General features: G+C 60.1%; 13 protein-coding genes and 2 pseudogenes. 12 read left to right on the forward strand and 3 right to left on the reverse strand.

The annotated features are described in order from the left end of the window. From ABJ205_RS01800 to ABJ205_RS01820, 5 genes and pseudogenes are all read left to right on the forward strand, one after another. Window positions 1-2,882 (forward strand): annotated as a pseudogene (locus ABJ205_RS01800) (strawberry notch family protein); the annotation flags it as partial. 59 nt (window positions 2,883-2,941) lie between these two features. Continuing rightward, window positions 2,942-3,211, forward strand: coding sequence for a type II toxin-antitoxin system Phd/YefM family antitoxin (locus ABJ205_RS01805; protein ID WP_010240558.1), 270 nt, complete (start codon window positions 2,942-2,944; stop codon window positions 3,209-3,211). Next, on the forward strand, window positions 3,212-3,577 hold the full coding sequence (locus ABJ205_RS01810) for a type II toxin-antitoxin system RelE/ParE family toxin (protein ID WP_010240557.1): 366 nt from the start codon (window positions 3,212-3,214) through the stop codon (window positions 3,575-3,577). 373 nt (window positions 3,578-3,950) lie between these two features. Beyond that, on the forward strand, window positions 3,951-5,342 hold the full coding sequence (locus ABJ205_RS01815; RefSeq protein ID WP_348035460.1) for a cation diffusion facilitator family transporter: 1,392 nt from the start codon (window positions 3,951-3,953) through the stop codon (window positions 5,340-5,342). A gap of 538 nt (window positions 5,343-5,880) precedes the next feature. Then, the gene (locus ABJ205_RS01820; protein WP_253520480.1) at window positions 5,881-6,978 is read left to right on the forward strand and encodes a hypothetical protein; all 1,098 of its coding nucleotides are present in this window, start codon (window positions 5,881-5,883) and stop codon (window positions 6,976-6,978) included. Here the strand turns inward: ABJ205_RS01820 and ABJ205_RS01825 are convergent. Together ABJ205_RS01825 and ABJ205_RS01830 are read right to left on the reverse strand one after the other, a co-directional pair. Beyond that, entirely contained in the window at window positions 6,970-8,796 is a 1,827-nt protein-coding gene (locus ABJ205_RS01825) for an HAD-IIIC family phosphatase (RefSeq protein WP_348035464.1), read from the reverse strand. The genes ABJ205_RS01820 and ABJ205_RS01825 overlap by 9 nt on opposite strands. Window positions 8,797-9,188: 392 nt before the next feature. Further along, window positions 9,189-9,332, reverse strand: coding sequence for a copper-binding protein (locus ABJ205_RS01830; RefSeq protein ID WP_253520476.1), 144 nt, complete (start codon window positions 9,330-9,332; stop codon window positions 9,189-9,191). 50 nt (window positions 9,333-9,382) lie between these two features. On the opposite strand from ABJ205_RS01830, the pseudogene dmeF reads away from it, so the two are divergent. Next, a pseudogene (gene dmeF, locus ABJ205_RS01835) lies at window positions 9,383-10,069 on the forward strand (CDF family Co(II)/Ni(II) efflux transporter DmeF); the annotation flags it as partial. 108 nt (window positions 10,070-10,177) lie between these two features. On the opposite strand, the gene ABJ205_RS01840 reads toward dmeF, so the two are convergent. After that, entirely contained in the window at window positions 10,178-10,585 is a 408-nt protein-coding gene (locus tag ABJ205_RS01840) for a helix-turn-helix domain-containing protein (protein ID WP_253520473.1), read from the reverse strand. Window positions 10,586-10,660: 75 nt separating this feature from the next. On the opposite strand from ABJ205_RS01840, the gene ABJ205_RS01845 reads away from it, so the two are divergent. The 6 genes from ABJ205_RS01845 to ABJ205_RS01870 all read left to right on the forward strand — a co-directional run bounded on the left by ABJ205_RS01845 (window position 10,661) and on the right by ABJ205_RS01870 (window position 17,938). Further along, window positions 10,661-11,278 (forward strand): cation transporter, encoded by a 618-nt coding sequence (locus ABJ205_RS01845; protein ID WP_047822057.1) that lies wholly within the window; start codon window positions 10,661-10,663, stop codon window positions 11,276-11,278. A 91-nt stretch (window positions 11,279-11,369) separates the two neighbouring features. After that, window positions 11,370-13,319: an FTR1 family protein gene (locus ABJ205_RS01850; protein ID WP_348035467.1), complete on the forward strand. Its 1,950-nt coding sequence runs from the start codon at window positions 11,370-11,372 to the stop codon at window positions 13,317-13,319. Between the two features lie 157 nt (window positions 13,320-13,476). Next, on the forward strand, window positions 13,477-14,094 hold the full coding sequence (locus ABJ205_RS01855; protein ID WP_253520471.1) for a TetR/AcrR family transcriptional regulator: 618 nt from the start codon (window positions 13,477-13,479) through the stop codon (window positions 14,092-14,094). After that, window positions 14,091-15,095 carry an efflux RND transporter periplasmic adaptor subunit gene (locus ABJ205_RS01860; protein WP_348035470.1) on the forward strand — a complete coding sequence of 335 codons (1,005 nt, stop codon included), beginning with the start codon at window positions 14,091-14,093 and terminating at the stop codon, window positions 15,093-15,095. Before ABJ205_RS01855 ends, ABJ205_RS01860 begins: the two co-directional genes overlap by 4 nt. 6 nt (window positions 15,096-15,101) lie before the next feature. Next, window positions 15,102-16,823 carry an ATP-binding cassette domain-containing protein gene (locus tag ABJ205_RS01865; RefSeq protein WP_348035472.1) on the forward strand — a complete coding sequence of 574 codons (1,722 nt, stop codon included), beginning with the start codon at window positions 15,102-15,104 and terminating at the stop codon, window positions 16,821-16,823. After that, the gene (locus ABJ205_RS01870) at window positions 16,820-17,938 is read left to right on the forward strand and encodes an ABC transporter permease (RefSeq protein WP_348035474.1); all 1,119 of its coding nucleotides are present in this window, start codon (window positions 16,820-16,822) and stop codon (window positions 17,936-17,938) included. The genes ABJ205_RS01865 and ABJ205_RS01870 overlap by 4 nt, the downstream gene beginning before the upstream one ends. Window positions 17,939-17,941 lie beyond the last annotated feature (3 nt).

Genomic DNA, 17,941 nt, shown 5'->3' on the forward strand with positions numbered 1-17,941 from the left:
TTCAAGGTGAGCCAGGAAGGCACCTCGCTGGAACTCTCCGAGGACGGACACTCCTACCGCCAAGGCTTCTTCCTCGGCGACGGAACCGGAGCGGGCAAAGGACGGCAGATCGCCGCGGTCATCATGGATCGCTGGCTCGCAATCGAGCGCCGACATGTCTGGATCACCAAGAACGAGGCGCTGCTCGAAGATGCACGCCGCGACTGGGAAGCGCTTGGCGGGCTGCCGCTCGATCTCCAGCCGCTCTCGCGCTGGAAACTCGGCCAGCCCGTAACGATGTCCGAAGGCATTCTCTTCGTCACCTATCCGACGCTGCGCTCGGGCCGCGCCGAGGATACGCGGCTCGACCAGATCCTTGCCTGGGCGGGCGAGGATTTCGACGGCGTGATCGCTTTCGACGAAGCCCACGCCATGGCCAATGCTCTCGGCGGCTCGTCGGCCCGCGGCAAGGTCAAGGGCTCCGAACAGGGGATGGCGGGCCTCAGGCTGCAGAACCATCTCCCGCGCGCCCGCGTGCTCTACGCGTCTGCCACAGGTGCCTCGGATATCGCCAATCTCGGTTACACCTCCCGGCTCGGCCTTTGGGGACCCGAGACCGCCTTTCCGACCCACGAAGCGTTCATGACCGAAATTCGCGCCGGCGGCGTCGCGGCGATGGAGCTTGTCGCCCGCGACCTCAAGGCCCAGGGCCTCTATCTCGCCCGTGCGTTGTCCTTCGCCGGGGTCGAGCACGAAATCCTCGAACACAGCCTGACCGAAGCACAGGTGCGGATCTACGATGCCTATGCCGATGCTTGGGCAATCATTCACCGCAACCTCGAAGCTGCGCTCGAAGCAACCCGCGTGGTCGACGAGGACAGCGGCGATACGCTCAATCGGAACGCCAAGGCTGCGGCGCTGTCGATTTTCGAAGGCACCAAGCAGCGCTTCTTTGCCCAGCTCCTGCTCTCGATGAAACTGCCGAGCCTCATCCCCGCGATGGACGCGGCGCTTGGCGAAGATCATTCGGTTGTCGTGCAGCTGGTCTCGACCGCCGAGGCCATGCTCGACCGGCGCCTTGCCGACCTTAGCGTGGAAGAACGCGAAGCGCTCGATATCGATCTGTCCCCGCGCGAGTATGTCATCGACTACCTCGCCAAGAGCTTTCCGGTGCGATTGATGCAGGTCTTCGCCGACGACGATGGCAATCTTCGCTCCGAGGCGATGAGTGACGAGGAGGGCAATCCCGTTTTCTGCCCGCGCGCCATCGCCGCGCGCGACGCGCTGATCGAGCAGCTCTGTGCGCTGCCGCCCATCGCCACTGCGCTAGACGCGATCATCGAGCATTTCGGGACCGAGGCCGTCGCCGAGGTTACGGGCCGGACCCGCAGGCTGGTATCGGGCCGCGATGGTCAACAACGTCTCGAACGGCGTAGTCCCAGTGCCAATGTCGCCGAAGCGCAGAGCTTCATGGAAGGGACCAAACGTATCCTGGTCTTCTCGGATGCGGGCGGCACGGGGCGATCCTACCATGCCGACCTTGGCTGCCGGAACCAGCAGCGCCGGGTCCATTTTCTGCTCGAGCCGGGCTGGCGCGCCGACAACGCCATCCAGGGTCTTGGTCGAACGAACCGCACCAATCAGGCCTCGGCCCCGCTGTTCCGGCCGGTTACCACTGATGTAAAAGGCGAGCGCCGGTTCATCTCGACCATTGCGCGAAGGCTCGACGCATTGGGCGCGCTCACGCGCGGCCAGCGCCAGACCGGCGGACAGAACCTGTTCGACCCGGCAGACAATCTCGAAAGCGACTATGCACGCGACGCGCTCAGCCGCTGGTTCCAGCTGCTCTATGACGGCAAACTCGAGGCCACGAGCTTCGGCAACTTCGTTGAAAGGACCGGGCTGCGCCTTGAAAACCCTGATGGCGGACTGACCGACAATCTCCCCACGATCCAGCGCTGGCTCAACCGCATTCTCGCGCTGCCGATCGCGCTCCAGAACGCGATCTTCGACGAATACCTTGGTCTCGTCGAAGCGCGCGCGAGGCCGGAACGCTCGACCAGGGACTGGAAACCGTGAGAGTCGATCACTTCACAATTTTCGCCGATGAACTCCTGCGCACAGACCCTGTGATCGGTGCCGAGACCCGTCTCGTCTCGCTCGAAGTGACGAGGCACCTTCGGCCTCTGCGATTGAAGCGCCTAGTGCGGATGCACGAGATTGGCAGTTCGCACGCGATCCCGATGCGCAATGCGCGCTCGGGCAAGGTCGCGCTGTCGGTTCCGACCCGCCGTCTCATCACCGACGACGGGGCCGTGATCGAACGCCGACGCCTTCTGCGCCCGCTCAACTCCGCGAACTGGACAATCGAGGCACTCGCTGAAAGCCACTGGGAAGAAATTGGCGTCACCGCATTCACGAGGGCCTGGCGTGCCGAGGAAGAGCGAGCGGCCAAGTCACCGGTGACCGAGCGCGTGCATCTCGCCACCGGGCTGCTGCTCCCGGTGTGGAAACGTCTGCCGGGCGATCATGTCCGCGTCACCCGGCTCGTTGCCGAGGACGGTCAGTCGATCATCGGCCGCGAAGTGCTCGATATCGATCTCGCTGCGATCGCTGAGACCTTTGGCCTCTCCGGAGTTACCGGTCCGGCGCCGGACCAGATCGGCGAACTCGTCCTCGCCAGCGGCAAACCGTTGGGCCTCGCAAGCCACGATCCACTCACAGTGAAGCGTTCGCTGGTTGGCGGCGAACAGCGCCTTGAACTGACCGGATTCTCGCCGGATCGCCTCGACTGGTACAAGAACAAGGGCTGCTTCACCGAGATCATTCGCTACCGCACGCGGCTGTTTGTCCCGACGCCGAGAGCAAGCGAGACCCTCCAAAGCATCGCAATCAAGTCTTGAACTTCTCATTTGCCCAAATCGGGTCTATATGGAGACCAAATTCAGTCCTAAGGTGTTCTATGAAACTGGACCAGCGCATCAAACCGATCAGCTATCTGAAGGCCCACAGTGCAGAAATTATCCGGGAGATTGGAGATGGCGCCGGGCCAATGGTCATCACGCAGAATGGCGAAGCCAAGGCAGTTCTGCAGGATGTCGCCAGCTACGAGCGCGCACAAGAAACGCTCGCTCTGCTTAAACTTCTGGCGCTCGGACAGGCCGATGTTGCCGCCGGTCGGACCCGCCCGGTGGCAGGCCTCGCGGATCGCGTACGAGGTAAGTCAAACTGAATGATGGCGGCCGCTGTAGCGATCGAGATCACCTCCGGTGCGGAGCGCGATCTGGTGGGTATCTGGCAGCGCCGCCTGACGCAGCGCGGGCCGGATGGCGACGATGGTGCGGACGCACTGCTCGATGACCTTGTCGCGTCTATCGGCTCCCTTGTGAACAATCCTGAGAAAGGACCGGTTCCACCGGAACTTGAGGCTCTCGGGATCACCGACTTTCGGCAATTGTCGCGCTTTCCGTTCCGCATCATCTACGGGTATCAGCCTGAGCCAGCACCCGGTCAGGTGACCGTGTTCGTAATTGCTGATGCGCGTCGGGATTTTCGGACGCTTCTCGAAGAGCGCTTGCTCAGCAGCGGACAGGCATAGGCTCCGCCAAAGAGGTCAGGGTCCGAATGAATCTGAGCGCTGCCTCCGATTGCGCCCTAGTTTCCCTTCCTCTCCTCCCCTCCGTGTGACTGAATGAATCGACAAGTTCCCGTGTCGCGTAGCGTCAGAGCCTGATCACGTCCTTCCTTAAGTCCGGGCGACTAATCTGCCTGTGCCCGGTGCTGACTGGCCTGCGGATGAGTTCGCGCATCGAGAACAACTGCTCTCATGGACGGATCTCAGCCGATCCCTGATCGCCCCATCCCGGTCGTATAGATGGTCGCCACAGCCATTGAAGAGAGTGGAGGGAGCCCTTTGGGCTTGTGGGCCTCGTGATCCTCACCTGCGCCTTCATTCCATCAGGAGAACACCCATGATCCAGTCGATTCCCTTGAAGAAGCTCGTCCCGAGCCCGCGCAACGTTCGCAAGTCGAGCGATGTGCTGGCTGACCTCCAGCTGCGGGCAGACATTGGTGCGCGCGGTCTGCTGCAGAACCTCGTCGTGCGCAAAGGAAAGCGCGGCAAGTTCGAGGTCGAGGCCGGCGGCCGGCGTCTCGCCGCGCTGCAGGCACTGGCCGAAGAGGGCCCCTTGTCCGAAAGCCATGAGGTCACCTGCCTCGTCATCGAAGGCGAGGAAAGCGAAGTTCGCGAGGCCAGCCTTGCCGAGAACTTCCAGCGTCTCGCGATGAACCCGGCCGACGAAGCGCAGGCTTTCGCGGCGATCATCGAGGCAGGCGCTACCACCGAAGACGTGGCGCGCCGCTTCGGCCTCACCGTCCGATTCGTCGAAGGGCGTCTGCGCTTAGCAAGTCTCGCACCCTGCGTCTTCGAAGCGCTCGCCGAAGGCACGATTACGCTCGACATGGCCAAAGCCTACGGCGCGATCTCCGACGTGGAGCGCCAAGCGCATGTCTATGCCGAGCTGCAGGACGCCTGGTACCAGATCACGCCTGACACGATCCGCCGCATGGTGCTCGACGCAACTGTTCGTGGCTCCGATCCGCGAGCGGTTCTCGTCGGACGCGATGCCTACCTCACTGCGGGTGGCCGGATCGAACGCGAACTGTTCGACGACGATGCCAGCGAAAGCTGGATCGATGTCGCGCTGCTCGAGGACCTCGCACACAAGGCCATGGAAGAAGCCGCAGAAAAGGTCGCGATCGAATATGGCCTTGCCTGGGTTCGGGCCGACAAGCTGATGACCTTCGGTTACGCGCAGGGGGAGGTTGTCGCCGCGCTGATCAACCTTACCACATTGCTTATCATCGGCTTTTACCTCTTTGTGGAGGCGATCAATCGGTTCGCAGATCCGCAGCCAGTCGAGGGATGGACCGTGATCTGGGTCGCAGGCGTCGCTCTGGTGATCGACCTCGCCACCGCCTTCATCACGCACCGCGGTGCCAAGGACAGCATCAACATGAAAGCGGCGTTCCTGCACAACGTGTCGGACGCGATGGCATCGGTCGGAGTGATCGTGGCCGGTGCCCTGATCTTGCTTTACGAACTCTACGTGGCGGACCTTGTCATAACCGTGATCATCGCCGGCTACGTGATCTGGCAAGGTGTAACCCTTCTTCCACGAACTGTACGCCTCCTGATGGGCGCAGTACCCGACGAGCTGGAGTTCGATCGGATCGTTGCCTTTCTCGAAAATCAGAGAGGTATCGAGAGCGTCCACCACGTTCATGTCTGGAACCTTGGCGAGCATCATCGTGCGCTGGAGACGCACGTCGTCCTAACATCAACCTCGCTCGATGCTATCTAAGACCTCAAGGTTCAGCTGCGAATCCTTCTTGCCGAACGATTCGCAATTGGACACGCGATCTTCCTGGCGTGCCGAGCGCAAGACTGCGACAATGCGCTTGTCCCCAAGCATCGTACTCCCTCGGTGCTACGTGAAAATGGAGTCCGCAGGCGCTGACTGTCGTGAGCTGCTCCTGCAATCAGGGGCCCTGCGAAGCGGCAAAAGTATCGATTATCCTGCAGTCGCTGATGGTATCGTGTTCACAGCTTGCGATCATGCGCGAAAGTTCATCGCGCATGATCTGCAGGGCGGCAATCTTATGTACTACCTGATTAAGATGTGAGCGCGCTGATGTATCGACCGAATGCCGGAACGAAGAGTGTTATCGGCTTTCTAGTATTCGCCTTATACGTGATGCCGGGCAGCGCTAACCTGCTGATAAGTCGGGAGAAGGCGTATCTCTCGTGTTTCAGTGGATGGCCGTTTTGCAAAACCTTCACAGTTTGGAATGTATTATGTGTCTCTCGTAACCCGATCAATCGCTAGAGACGAGTCTGAGATGATTGGCAGACTACGCAACCTTGGAACCGTAAAATATTTGGCGTGGTTTCTGGCCATTGCGCTCGCGTCGATTCTCTCGTGGTCTGCCCTGACGGCCTACGAGTTTCTCGCTCTCGGCCTCTACCCGGTCAGGGAGGAGCCACCGGTCTTCACGACGTATTTCCTGCTTCGTTCATTGTTCGCCTTGGCAATTGCGGGAACGTTGGTCAGCGTGCTTATATTGGGGGCGGCGGATACTGCGCTTTGCCGTGGGCGGTTGACAATTACCCAGCGGACCCTCGCGCTCGCCGCGATGCTTACAGGGTTAGGTCTAACGGCGGTTTTTCTCGCCGATCCCGAAACGTTCCGTGCCATGGCCGAGGAAGACAGCGCGGCGGAATGGCTGTCAGCAATCCTCACGCTCGGCGCGGGCTGCCTATTCGCGGTCGAGACTCTGATACGAGCTCGAAATCTAAAGGGCGGGCGGCTGAGACACGTCCCGGTGTTGATTGCCAGCGGGTTCGCTCTACTCTTCTTCCTGATCGGCATGGAGGAGATTTCATGGATGCAGCGCATCGCCGATTTCGACACGCCGGCTGCAATCGAGGAGATCAATTGGCAGGGAGAATTCAATCTCCACAATATCCATACGGACCTGTCGGAAACCGTTTACTATACCGGTGCCGGGATATTTCTGTGCCTGTTTCCCCTGTTGCGGGAAACTGTAAGGCCTGGCGTCGCAGCACTCGACGCATTGCTTGGTTTCTTACCAGCGCGCAGCGTCGCCGCCATCAGTGCGCCGACGGCAATGTTCAATTACGGACACTGGAACCTGATACCCATTCAGGTGACCGCATTCGCCACTTTGCTCGTCCTGCTTGCGTTCGGGAATGCTGCCCGCCTGCGCGGAGACAGAGGTGAGGCATGCCTTTTCGGATTCTTAGCCTTCGGGATCCTTGCGGGCCAGTCGATCTTCCTCACGCTCGGTCAGCGAATGATCGAAATACCCAACGCTACCGAATTCAAAGAACTGTTCATATCGGTCGGAATTGGATGGTTCGCGATCAATCGCTTCATGACTTGGTACAAAAACGGCTCTTTCAGTACGCTACGCTAGATCGCCTGTCGGCCCCGGCTGATGATATTCGATCGTTACGATGTCGGTGTCGAACATTCCGGGCGTCATTGTGATGCGGCGAACCTCATTTGTTGTGGGTTCGAAGCCCAAGTCGTCGAGGACCGCATTAGCCGGTCCATTCCGCTTGGTTTGGTGGAAAGCGATCTCTACAGCGTCAAGCATATGGCCATTGCTGTTTGTTAAGTGGGATAGCAGAGCACGTTCGATCTGCTTCCCCTGTACGCGGCATGAGAGCATCAGGTCTTCGATGCGCAGCACCTTGCCTTCAAGGCGTGTAAGACAAAAGCCGACCACTCCATAACTACCATAGCGGTCGGAGCATTCTATTACATGGCGAACTAAGGTGGGGTCATCCAGAAGCAGTGCTACTTCACGATTTGAGTATTTGTGGCCGGAGAAATTTAGCTGGTTAGTTCGCTGGACGAGCTCTTGAATACGCTCTGTGTCACGCAACTCATTGGTCCGTATCGTCAAACGAATTTCGCAAGAGCGGAGAAAATCGTCGTAGTTTCCATCGAAGGATGTGGATGCTTCCTTCCGCGTTTCCGCTTCCTTGTATAAGCGGCGCCGCTCCTTCGACTCGCTCGTTGCGGCGCCGGCCAGTCGAGGGTCGTCAAGCAAGTCGTCCAGCGCCTTTTCCGACAAGGTTCTGACGCCGGTCACGGCACGTTCGACCTCGGCCCGCTCGAAAGGACTGTCATCGATTAGAAGCAGCGCATCGGTCCCGATATTGAGCTGGTCCGCTATTGCCTTCACACCTTCCGACTTGGGGCGCCAGCCAACTTGCGATTTCAGCACATATTGATTCAGGCCAAAGGCCCGAAGCTGTTCCTCGGCCGCAGCCGGATCATTCTTGCTTACCACCGAAATCAGAATTCCTTTGTGGTCGAGCACCTCAAAAAGGTGCGCGATCCCGCTCTTCAGCTGGACGTCGCCTTCGACCAACGTGCCTTTCCATAACGTCTCGTCGAGATCGAATATGACACATTTGACGGGCAGATCCTGCCCCAGTTTCTGTTCGTCGATCTTTTTGGGTTGCGCGATTAGATCTAATGTCAGGAAGACCAGATGAGTATCTTCCTGAAGTGGCTCGATCGCGATTTCGAATGGTAGTCCCGAAGAAGCGATTGGAGCGAATTTTTCCCCAGGGATGATCTGAGAAAAGTGTCCGGAAGGAATGCGGAGCGTTTCGTAGAACGGCAAGGGTAGTTTATGCTCCTCGCGTCGCGGGAGCATCCGGCTTCGATCAACCGAGATTTGCAGCACCAGTTCCACGATCCGGTCGTTCGGATTGAATATTTCGATCGCAAGCGCATAGGGGCGCTCGGTTTGAAATCTGGCGGCAATCCCGGTCATTCTGTCCCAGACATGGTATCCAAGGTACGACCAGCGGCGATCCCCCGAAACTCTTGCTGCGAGCGATCCGATTGCGTCCAAGATGGGCGACGTTCGTAAGATCAGCCACTCAGCCGCGGTTGCCAGCCAACTGGGAAGCAGCAACGTATTCCCCTTCGCCATAAGACGCGCCCATCGTCTGAACTTGATCTCGGCGGCGGCACTGCCCGCCGAAGGGAAGTGTCGATTGGGCAATGCTCCGAACTCAAACCGTCGACAGCGGCCATCGGGCCGTGGGTCGTAGAGCGAGCAGCTTTCGTAGCAATCTGGCGCGGCGCATTCGGTGCAATGCTCTCCCCAAAGCAACTGACTACGATGCTGCGCACGAACCGGAGCTCGCACGGGCTTGTTTGGTGGCGAAGGTGGGCGGTTCTCCTTATTGGATTTGTCGAATTCAAACATGATCTTCCTCCTCACTGGATGTTAGGGCGATGCGAGGAGCCCGCTCGCTCCGGTCGATCATGCCGGCCTGCGGCGAAGGTATGGTAAGGGGGTGGGGTCCGCGTAGGTCATCGAGCGAAAGCGCTTTTGGCGCTGCGCAAGCCACCGGGGGTGGCACCCCTAACCCCGAAGCGGTGAGGCCAGGGCTCTTGGGAGGCTCGCCTCGATCTTGAGAAATTGGCTTTTCAACGCCTGGCATGTTCACCCCCTTGTGAAAGAACCGGCACCTGCGCACATCAGCCCTCCCAACTATCGTCCTTCAGCGGCGCCACCGCCGAAATGACGCCGCTATTTCTTCCAGTACGAAATTCAGAGGCCTTCCCCTCACTGCGCTCAATTTCCCCAGGGCTTGCTCATCGGTCACCAGCGCTCATCGCTGGCCAACCGATCTTGGGAACGGTGCCACGCTTCATGGCGGCAGTGCTCGCGTCGGGGTCCATCGCGATTATCGTCCCCTTGGCCTCGCCGCTTAGCACCTCGTCTGACTCTTCGCGCATTGGCTTATCCACCGACATCCGCATGAGGTCTGTGTTTAAGAGCGAGATTTATCCCGGGTGCCCACGTCGCGTGCTCCGCGCTCGCCCATGATCACAACTTCCTGAGCGCCTCGCACGACGCGCATGAGCGGCGCACGCGCTATGTCGTTGCGTTGACCGCCGTGATGATGGTGGTCGAAATTGTTGCGGGCCTGTGGACCGGATCGATGGCTCTTCTCGCCGATGGTATCCACATGGCGACCCATGCAGGTGCCTTGGGCGTCGCGGCCTTCGCCTACTGGTTTGCCAAGCGCCATGCGAACAACCCGCGTTTCACATTCGGTACCGGCAAGGTGGGCGACCTCGCCGGCTTCGCGAGCGCGCTTGTCCTCGCCATCTTCGCAATCGGGATCGCGGTTGAATCGGCTCAAAGGTTCGTCAGTCCGCTCACGATTGCCTATACCGAGGCTATCTGGATCGCCGTGCTCGGCCTCGTGGTGAACCTCGCGAGTGCCTGGCTGCTTGGTGCCGATCATCACCATGGGCATGATCACGACCATCATCATCACCACGACCATGCGCATGCCGACAACAATCTGCGCTCCGCCTATTTCCACGTGCTTGCCGATGCCCTGACTTCGGTCCTGGCTATCGTGGCCCTTCTCGCCGGCATGTACCTCGGCTGGGCTTGGATGGACGCGGCAATGGGGTTGGTGGGTGCAATCGTGATCGGGCGCTGGTCATGGTCACTGCTGCGCGTAGCCCCAAATCCAGAACGATAGGGCTCACGACCGTCAAGCATACGAATGGCATCGCTGCGACGGGCCAACAGACATTAGTATGCGAGTGCCGCTCTCATACAGTTCTCAGGTGCCACCTCGTGTCGTTTGGCCGACCAGAGCATCAATGATCCTGCAGTCGCTCACCCTGTCTTGTTCGCAGCTCGCAATCATGCGCGAGAGTTCATCGCGCATGACCTGCAGGGCGGCAATCTTGCTTTCTACCTGACCAAGATGCGCGCGCGCCAAGGAATCAACCTCAGCGCAGGATCGATCATCCTCTTTCGAGAGCTCGAGCAGTTCGCGGATATCCGGCATCGAAAATCCGAGGTCGCGCGCCCGGCGAATGAAGATCAATCTCGCCGCCTCGCCAGGCCCGTAATCGCGATAGTTAGACCGAGTTCGGGGCGGGGGACTTAGAATGCCTTCGCGCTCGTAGAAGCGGATCGTCTCGGCTTTGACGCCAGTTTTCCGTGCGACTTCACCAATTCTCATACCATCAGCTCCAATCGCTTGACCTTATAGTGGCTACAAGGTGAATAGGCCGTTTCGAAACGAGGAGGCGAGTGGATGGCGAAGAATTGTTGCGATGCTGCCGATGTCGGCGATGTCCATAACGATCCGAGATGGCGCAAGGTCCTGTGGGTGGCCCTTGGTCTCAACGCCATCATGTTTGCAGTCGAAATCGTGGCCGGGATTGCCGCCGATTCGCGCGCGCTACAGGCCGATGCACTCGATTTTCTGGGCGATTCGGCCAATTATGCCATCAGTCTCGGAGTTGCCGGAATGGCGATTGCATGGCGGGCGCGCGCGGCGCTCGCGAAGGCGGCGACCATGCTGGGCTTTGGTCTTTGGGTCCTGGGCTCGGCGATCTGGGGCCTCTTCGCCGGCGCATCTCCGGATGCCGGAACGATGGGCATCGTCGGTTTCCTGGCGCTCGCAGTAAATCTCGCGGTCGCGGCGATGCTCTTTCGGTATCGAACCGGGGACGCGAATATGCGCTCGGTATGGATCTGTTCGCGCAACGACGCGATCGGAAACGTCGCGGTGCTAGCGGCCGCGGTCGGTGTTTTCGGGACGGGGGCGGCATGGCCTGATCTTGCTGTTGCCGGAATCCTGGCAAGCTTGGCGATCTGGGGAAGTGCCGACGTGTTCGTCCAAGCGAGGCGCGAGCTCAGGGCAGCATGAACGGTCTAAAGCACAGCCGCCGGTTGCGTCGGACATGAGAAGTAGTTTATTTGATATTGCGACTTAATTGCATAGCCTGAGAAGGGTTCGGATGTCTGTTTCCATTCCATCGCCGCACATGGTGCTAAGGGTCTTCATCATCTCCCTCCTTCTAAGCCTGTCCGGCGTAGCGCGCGCGGAGGGCGCAGAGGTGCGCACGACCTGGCGCCTTCTCGACTACATTGCTGTCGATTACTCCGCAGCGGTGTCGAACGGGCAGGTCATCGACGATTTCGAATACAGCGAAATGGTCGAATTTTCTTCGACCGTCGGCGAACAAGTAGCCGCGCTTCCCGATGCTTCGGCCAAGCCCGGTCTCTTCGCGATGTCTGTCGAGCTGCGCCAGGCGATTGAGAAGAAAGCCCCGGTCGAGCGCGTTTCCCGGCTGGCCCGTGCCTTGGGGGGATCGCTGTTGGAGGCGTACCCGGTTCCGCTGGCTCCCCGAAGCCCGCCGGATCTGTCTCGCGCAGCGGCGCTCTTTGCGCAAAACTGCGCCTCGTGTCACGGTGCTTCGGGCAGTTCCCCTCCGGCAGCCAGCATGACGCTCGAGCCTCCACCGATCGATTTTACCGATGATAACCGCGCGCGCCAGCGCAGCCTCTTCGGTCTCTATCAGGTTATAACTCAGGGCCTTGAGGGCACGTCGATGCCCAGCTTCGCCACACTTCCGGAAGCCGATCGTTGGGCCCTCGCATTTCATGCAGGCGGCATCGCATTCGAGGATCTCGAACGCGGGGAGAAAATCTGGCGCGAAGATGACCGGGTGCGGCGTCTGATACCCGATCTCGAGACACTTGCGGCCATCACGCCCGCAGAGCTCGCCGACGCGATCGGAGAGAACCGGGCATTGGCCGTCATGGCATACCTGCGATCAAATCCCGGAGTTGTCAGCCAGAGAAGCGAGAACGGCTCGCTCGATCTTGCGCGGCAGACCCTGCAGCAAAGTCTCGCCGCCTACGGGCGGGGCGAACGCGCAGAGGCGCGCCGACTAGCTCTGTCGGCCTATCTTGACGGCTTCGAACCGGTCGAGGGTATTCTCGCGACGCGCGATGGTGATCTCATGCGGCAGATCGAGCAAGCGCTCAGCCAATATCGTTCAGATATCGAGCGCAACGTGCCTGTCTCGCGATTGCGCGAACGACACGCTTTCGCCGCGAGGCTGCTTGAGCAAGCGGATGTCGCTCTCGCGCCCGAAGCAGCCAGCGACATCTCCACTTTTCTGGGTGCCTTCACGATCCTGCTGCGCGAGGGGATAGAGGCACTTCTCGTGGTGATTGCCATGATCGCCTTCGTTCGCAAATCGGATCGCGGCGAAGTAATCGCCTACGTTCATGGCGGCTGGATCGCCGCGCTGCTGGCAGGCGTCGCCACCTGGGTGGCCGCGACCTACTTCGTCGCTATTAGCGGAGCGAGCCGCGAGCTCACCGAAGGATTCGGTGCGCTGTTGGCGGCGGTCATCCTCATTTCCGTCGGGATCTGGATGCACGGCAAGAGCCAGGCAGATGAATGGCGACGCTATATTCAGCAGAAGATGGGGAAGGCTCTCTCCAGGCGATCGGCATGGTTTCTCTTCGGGCTCGCCTTTGTCGTCGTCTATCGCGAAGCCTTTGAAACGATCCTGTTCTATGCTGCCCTCTGGACCCCTGATAGCAGTTCGGTGATACTTGCAGGGGCCGTGTCGGCTCTCGCCGTCCTGTCGGCTCTTGCATGGTTTATGCTGCGCTACAGCCGCAAGCTTCCGATCACGCAATTTTTCAAGTACAGCGCGATCCTGATCGCAGCGCTCGCGATCATCCTGACCGGCAAGGGTGTGGGCGCGTTCCAGGATTCCGGACTTCTTTCCGCCACCTTCATTTCCGGCTTGCCGCGCCTCGCCGAACTCGGCTTTTTTCCGACTGTGGAGACGACCGGCGCGCAGTTGATCACGTTGCTGACACTGATTGTCGGATTTCGCGCACGCCGGGCTTCTTCCACCCCGGCCCCGGCAAACATCAAGGGATAAGCGGTCCCGGTTACACAGTGTCCTCGGTCTGGACGCGGGGCGGGCCTGCGAATGAACATCCTACGCTTCAGAGCAAGCATAAAGCTACGCCGAAAAAGGATCATGCAGATATGTAATATCTCGCTGACTGATGCGTCAGTCATATCGAGGTGTTCAAATGGCCGATGATATCGCCGGAAAATTGAAAGCTGCCGCGGCCGAGCTGTTCACTCAGCACGGATTTACGGCAACCCGCGTCGCCGACATCGTCGCGAATGCAGGGGTAGCGCAGGGGACCTTTTACCTGCATTTTGAAAACAAGCCGTCGCTGTTTGTCGCGCTTATCGATGAATTCTTTGCAGGACTGATTGAGGAGACCATTGCCCGCCATCCCGCCAAGCGGCTGCAAACTGGAGAGCATCTATCAGCCGAGGTTGAGGAGATCTGGATGACCATCATTCGGTATGGCCGCAAGCATGATATTCTGACCAGGCTGGTCTTGCGTGAGGCCTATGCGCTTCCGCCCGAGCAGCGCGCTCATATCAATCGACATTTCGAGCAAGGTGCTGACGCGCTCGCGCGGTATCTCGAAGATGCCCAACAGCTCGGCCTGGTGAAGAATCTCCCGGCGCGACTCATTGCTTGGCTTCTTGTCGGAGTGATCGAGCGGGCAATGCACTACGCCGTTTTTGTCGCGCCGAACGCACCGAGCGTGTCGCTGGCAGGGCATTGCACCGAGTTCGAACTCCTGGGCCTGCTGGAACCTAGTGCCGCTAGGACCGGAGGCGAATCATGAGATCCAGACAGAAGGTCTACATCGGCATTGGCCTGCTCGTATTGCTAGCCGCTTCGGCAGCGACAATCTGGCTGATGCAGCCTGATCGGCATGAGCGAGAAGGTCATCTGGTACTCAATGGAAATGTCGATATTCGTCAGGTCAATCTGGCGTTCAAGGTTCCAGGCAGGATCGACCGATTGGCGTTCGATGAGGGAGATAGGGTTGAAGCTGGCGATCTTTTGGCCTCGCTTGAACCTCAGGATTATAAGAACGAGATCGCGCTTGCCGAAGCGCGTGCCAGCCAACGCTCCGCAGCGCTCGCCGCTCTCGAATCGGGCAGCAGGCCGGAGGAGATCGAGCGGGCGAGAGCGCGGGTTGCAGAAGCGGAGTCCGCGCTGAGCGTTGCCCAGGCAACCCTGGACAGGGTCGAACACCTCGCCGGGAAGGGCTTTGCCTCATGGCAGACCCGGGACGAGGCGCGCTCTCAGCGCGATCGCGCGGCCGCTCAGCGGCAGGCGGCACTCGAAGAACTCTCGCTTGTCCGCGAGGGACCCCGACGCGAAGAAATCCGGCAAGGACGCGCGGCGCTTGGAGCCGAGCGAGCTGCCGCTGCACTCGCCCGGCAACGCCTAGTAGACGCGAACCTTTACGCGCCCGCTGACGGGATCATCCTGACGCGCGCACGCGAGGCTGGAGCCATCGTGGGGCCGGGCGAAACCGTATTCACACTCGCACACACCTCGCCCATGTGGATCCGGGCCTATATCGAGGAACCCGACCTCGAGCGCGTCGAGATCGGTACCCCCGCGACAGTGTTGACCGAGGCTGGCCGCGAATTTCCCGGCCGCATTGCCTACATCTCACCGACAGCCGAGTTTACACCCAAGTCCGTTGAGACCCGCGAACAACGCACCAGCCTTGTCTACCGGGTGCGTGTGCGTACCGAAGATCAAGACGGAATCCTGAAGCAGGGCATGCCGGTCTCCGTGATCGTCCGTCCCGTCGCCCGCGGGCGTTGACGGGTGGTGGCCCTGGTAACCATCGAAGGCCTGACCAAACGGTTCCCCAAGCAAGCCGAACCGGCATTGCGCAGTGTTAGTACACAGATCAGATCGGGCCACATCGTCGGGCTGGTGGGGCCCGATGGCTCGGGGAAGACAACCTTCTTGCGCTTGATCGCCGGACTGCTGCGCGCCGATGAAGGCGGGATCGACGTGGGAGGTTTCGATCCCGTCGCCAACGCGAAGGAGGTGCGCGCGCGCATTGCCTATATGCCGCAACGTTTCGGCCTCTACGAGGATCTGAGCGTGGAGGAAAATCTCAATCTCTACGCAGATCTGCGCGGACTGGTTGGATCAGCGCGCAAGGCGACATTCGAGCGGCTTCTCGATTTTACCGGCCTAGCGCCATTTACCGGCAGATTGGCGGGCGCCTTGTCGGGCGGCATGAAGCAAAAGCTCGGGCTCGCCTGCGCTCTCGTTGTGACACCTGAACTCCTGTTGCTGGACGAGCCAAGCGTCGGCGTAGACCCTATTTCGCGGCGCGAACTCTGGCGAATGGTAAGCCGACTGACCGACGAAGGGATCACGGTCGTTTGGGCAACCGCCTACCTCGATGAGGCCGAGAAATGCGAGACTGTGCTCGTGTTGAGCGAGGGCGATCTCATCTTCGACGGTCGGCCGGCTGACCTAGCCGCGCGTGTCGATGGCCGGGTGTTTATGATCGAGGGCATCGAGGGCGATCGGCGCTACGTTTTGAATAACGCTCGCCAACACGAAGCTGTGATGGATGGAACAATCCAGGCCAGCGACGTCAGGCTGTTGATCAATGAGAACGCGCACGCCCCCTCACCGGCTTCGATCGGCGCGGGGGATAGCGCTCGGCTGAAGCGTGTCGCGCCGCGTTTCGAGGACGCGTTCATCGATCTCATCGGCGGCGGGTTTCGCGCCGAGTCGCCCTTCGCCGGTGGATCGGAGCGCAGCCACGATACAGCGATTGCCGTAGAGGCGCGCGGACTAACGCGGATGTTCGGCTCCTTCACTGCGGCGTCCGAAATCAGTTTCGATGTGCGTCGAGGTGAAGTGTTTGGGCTTATCGGACCCAATGGCGCGGGCAAGTCGACTACATTCAAAATGCTCTCCGGCCTTCTCAAGCCGACCAGCGGTGAGGCTCGTATTGCCGGTGTCGATTTGCGTACTGCCGCGAGCGAGGCACGGGCTCGTCTCGGATACATGGCGCAAAAATTTTCGCTGTATGGCGATCTCAGCACGTTGCAGAATCTGCGGTTCTTCGCACGTGTTTACGGCCTTACCGGAGTGCGGCAGCGTACCATGATTGCGCGTATGGTCGAAAGCTTCGCCCTCACGGACAAGCTCGATGAGAATTCCGGTCAGCTCCCGCTTGGGTTCAAGCAGCGTCTGTCACTCGCCTGCGCCGTCATGCACGAGCCTGACGTCCTTTTTCTCGACGAGCCGACCTCGGGTGTCGATCCGCGTACGCGCCGTGAATTCTGGGCCCATATCAACGCAATGGTCACGAACGGCGTAACCGTCATCGTGACGACACATTTTCTCGACGAAGCGGAGTATTGCGACCGCGCTGCGCTCATATATCGCGGGCAGATGATCGCTTTGGGAACTCCCGCCGAACTCAAGGCGCAGGCGGCCTCCTCGACCTTGCCCAACCCGACCTTTGAGGATGCATTCATCGCTCTCGTCGAAGAGAACGAAGCGGTAAACGCGCCATGAGGTTTTCGCGTTTCGCAGCGATCATGCGCAAGGAAACCCGGCAGGCTATTCGGGACCCGAGCACACTCATGATTGCCGGCCTATTGCCGATCATGCTGATCTTCCTGTTCGGTTATGCGGTTTCGTTCGACCCCCGGCAGTTCTCGGTCGGCGTTGTGGTCGAACAGCCGACCGGAGAGACGGAGAGCTTTGTCGCGTCGCTGCGCAACACGCGCTATTTCGAGATTGAAACAGCGCCTGTGCGAAAGGACTTCGAAACCCTCATGGCCGCGGGCGAGCTCGATGCGATCATCATCCTGCCACAGAATTTCAGCGCAATCACGCTCCGCGGAGAGGCGGCGCCGATCCAGATCCTGGTCGATGGGGGTGATCCAAACACAGCCGGACTGGTTGGCTCCTATATTGAATTGCTCGTTATCAATTGGCTCGAGCAGGAATGGCTCGATCGCGGGCAACCGCCGCTCGCGCCTCTCGTCTCGATTGAGCCGCGTGTCTGGTTTAACGCCGAGATTTCGAGCCGCAACTATCTGGTCCCCGGCTCGGTGGCGATCATTCTCACCATAATCGGCGCCTTGCTCACTGCGCTTGTGGTTGCCCGCGAATGGGAGCGCGGCACTATGGAAGCGCTCCTTGCGACCCCTGTCGGTCCGCTCGAACTGCTGCTGGGCAAGCTTGTGCCCTATTTCGTGCTGGGCCTCGGCTCGTTCATGCTGTCCGTGTTTGTGGCCGTGGCGTTTTTCGGTGTTCCCTTCCGCGGATCGTTTCTCGCGCTCTCGCTCGCAGCCGCACTCTTCATGCTGTGCTCGCTGGGCCAAGGACTGCTCATTTCGACGCTCACCCGCAACCAGCTCGTGGCAGCGCAGGTCGCGGTGATGCTTGCCTTTCTGCCCGCGTTCTACTTTTCCAATTTCGTTTTTGAGCTCGACAGCATGCCACTGGCGCTCCAGCTCTTCAGCTACGCGATCCCGGCGCGCTTTCTCGTCTCGACTCTGCAGACGCAGTTTCTTGCTGGCAATGTCTGGGCGGTTCTGCTGCCCGACCTCGCTGCCCTTGCCATCTTCGCGATTGTGATCTTCGCGATCTGCGCTCTGTTCACACGCACCCGGCTCGACTGAGAC

The sequence above is a fragment of the Erythrobacter sp. genome (assembly GCF_039988855.1).
Lineage (GTDB): Bacteria > Pseudomonadota > Alphaproteobacteria > Sphingomonadales > Sphingomonadaceae > Erythrobacter.